We start from the raw sequence: 2,305 nt of genomic DNA, 5'->3' as shown, positions 1-2,305 counted from the left end.
CGGGGTCGGGGCGGGACCGGGACGCGGCCGGGGCGGGCCGGGACGGGCGAGCAGACGGGGCGGGGCCGGGACGGGCGGAAGCGCGGCCGGAGGCGGGAGACGGGCGGGGGCGGGCACGGAAGGAGGCGGGCGGGCCGGAGAGATCACCCCCCAGCACCTCAACAAGCCGGGGCCCGAACGGCAGGATGGCGACCGAAGGCCGAAGGCCAGGCGGCGCGGCCGGGGCGGCCGGAGCGGGGCGGCGGCCGGAGGCCCGGCAAGCTCTGACGACCGGGGCCACACGAACGGGTGACCTCACCGTGTCACACCCACCAGCCGCACCCCGGGCCCCGGTACAACAGCAGACGGTGGCAACCGCTACCCCTCACGGACCGACCCGTCCGCACCGCAGCGAGCAACGACGGCCGAGACGGCAGCCCGGGGCCCGGCGGACGCGGCGAGGGCGGCGGGGCCCGGACGAGGCCGCCCCGACCGAACAGCAAAGCCAGACAGCCGGGCGGAGAGATCACTCCCCCGCCACCCAGCGGGGTGGGGAGTGCTTGTCCTCTTGCTGCGGCGGGGGAGATCTCTCCCTGACGATGGGTGTTGCTTAAGTCTATGAATTCATGTACTGTAGTGATCACGAGGTCAGCAGAGACCACCGACAGCGCCACCGCTCGGCCGGCGCGCGCCCGAAAGGACTGGGATGAACCCCTACGCCGTTAAGCGACGTTCCTTCTCCACCTGGTACGTCACTCACAACGGGGCCTGCCTGGACCTGAGCGGCCACCTGGGGAGGCCCTACGCCAGCAGCCGACGCACGGCCGAGTTCTACGTCGGGTACTTCACCAGGTCGGACGACTATCAGGCGGAGTACGGGCTTCTGCTGACGTGGCGCCCCCCGTACTGCGCTCTCCCCGAATCCACAGCCGCCCGCGACTCGCTGGAACTCGTGGCGTCGACCATCAAGGCAATCTCTCGCGACACGGCCGGGCTCTTGATGCTGGCTGCCTGGATAGCGACGATCTGCTTCCTCATGATCTTCGCGGTCGAGGTGCTGTAGGAGCCCGGCACTTCGATACCTCACACCGAACCATCATTCACAAGAAGGCACGATCATGGAACACGCCACCAGGCAGTACTCGATAACCCGGACGTCCGTGGAGGCGTTCCGGAAGCTGTTTGCAGAGCTCAAGCTCTGGGAGGCGCTGGCCGAGTGCACGGAGGTCCGGGCCTTCACCCGGAGCGTCTTCGTGGTCAAGGCCACGACCGTCGGACACGAAGCGCTGCGGGAAGCCATGGGGCGAACGATGCCCGCCGCTGCCTGACAGTCGATGAACCACAGAATCAGAGTTGCTTAACTCTACGAGTCTGTGTAGAGTAGTTCTCACAAGGGGCCGGGAACGACACGCAGCCCGGCCCCGTCCAACCCACACGTCCAGGAGGACGACATGACCGCTCAGACCACCTTCACCACCGTGACCGGCGCCACCTACTCGGCTGAGAGCAGCATCGGCGAGAACGGTGAGGTGACCTACACGGTCAAGCGGATCGTGCAGGAGGGCATCCTTCCGGTGGGGTCCTTCGTGATCCACCCCGACTACGACGCGCAGCCCACGGTGTCGGGACTGGTGAACATCCAGTTCGGCGCGGGCTCGGCCGAGGACCGGCACCAGCGCACCGACGTCCCGGCTCTTGGAAGCGCCAGCACCCCGTTCGTGGTCGGGCACAAGAAGGTGAACCCGCTGGACATCACGGCCACCTCGCCGATCATCTGGCTCCACAACCTGGCCGGTGCCCAGTACGCCACCGGCGTCAGCGCGGTGGACGTCTCCGGTCGAACCGCGCTGCGCACCGCTGACCTGGTGACGGCCCTGGTGGTCGAGTGGACGAAGCGCGGCGATCTCGCCGAGCTGACCGCCAAGTACGCCGAGTTCATCAAGTCGGAGACCCCCTGGACCGAGCAGCACGCCAAGGCGAAGGCCGACAAGGTCGACAAGCTCAAGCTCGACATCCTCTCGATCGGCGAGCGGATCACCGACCTGACCAAGCAGCGCGACGAGCTGCCCGAGAACGGGATGACCAGCCCGGACGTCACCCCGGACATGGCCCCCGCCGCACAGCTCACCGGCGCGATCGCCGCCCTGAACCTCAAGCGCGCGGACCTGACCGACGAGCTGACCGCTCTGACCAAGGCGTGACACACCCCCGGGGTGCGCCCAGTGGGCGCCGGCCCCGGCCGCCCGGGCCCGCGCCCCCCCCCCACCCCCAAACTGGGGGGGGCACGGGAGGCAGGCGCGCCCCCCGGGCACCCCCCGGCGGGGGC

The 2,305-nt window shown here is 69.4% G+C and carries 3 protein-coding genes; all 3 read left to right on the top strand.

Annotation, left to right across the window (positions count from 1 at the left end; all coding sequences use genetic code 11):
- Positions 1-685: 685 nt before the first annotated feature.
- The 3 genes from AB0C99_RS39600 (at position 686) to AB0C99_RS39590 (ending at position 2,180) form a co-directional block, all read left to right on the top strand.
- Positions 686-1,042 carry a hypothetical protein gene (locus AB0C99_RS39600; protein ID WP_362485352.1) on the top strand — a complete coding sequence of 119 codons (357 nt, stop codon included), beginning with the start codon at positions 686-688 and terminating at the stop codon, positions 1,040-1,042.
- Positions 1,043-1,097: 55 nt separating this feature from the next.
- The gene (locus AB0C99_RS39595) at positions 1,098-1,307 is read left to right on the top strand and encodes a hypothetical protein (RefSeq protein WP_362485350.1); all 210 of its coding nucleotides are present in this window, start codon (positions 1,098-1,100) and stop codon (positions 1,305-1,307) included.
- A 123-nt stretch (positions 1,308-1,430) separates the two neighbouring features.
- Positions 1,431-2,180, top strand: a complete 750-nt coding sequence (locus AB0C99_RS39590; protein WP_362485348.1) for a hypothetical protein — start codon at positions 1,431-1,433, stop codon at positions 2,178-2,180.
- Positions 2,181-2,305: the final 125 nt, after the last annotated feature.

The sequence above is a fragment of the Streptomyces sp. NPDC048659 genome, from assembly GCF_040650575.1.
GTDB lineage: Bacteria > Actinomycetota > Actinomycetes > Streptomycetales > Streptomycetaceae > Streptomyces.
Note: the sequence above shows the minus strand (reverse complement) of the source record. Positions and strands in the feature narration are given on the sequence as shown.

Coding starts and splice junctions, on each gene's coding strand:
- AB0C99_RS39600 (WP_362485352.1), top strand. CDS start 686: ATGAACCCCTACGCCGTTAAGCGACGTTCCTTCTCCACCTGGTACGTC.
- AB0C99_RS39595 (WP_362485350.1), top strand. CDS start 1,098: ATGGAACACGCCACCAGGCAGTACTCGATAACCCGGACGTCCGTGGAG.
- AB0C99_RS39590 (WP_362485348.1), top strand. CDS start 1,431: ATGACCGCTCAGACCACCTTCACCACCGTGACCGGCGCCACCTACTCG.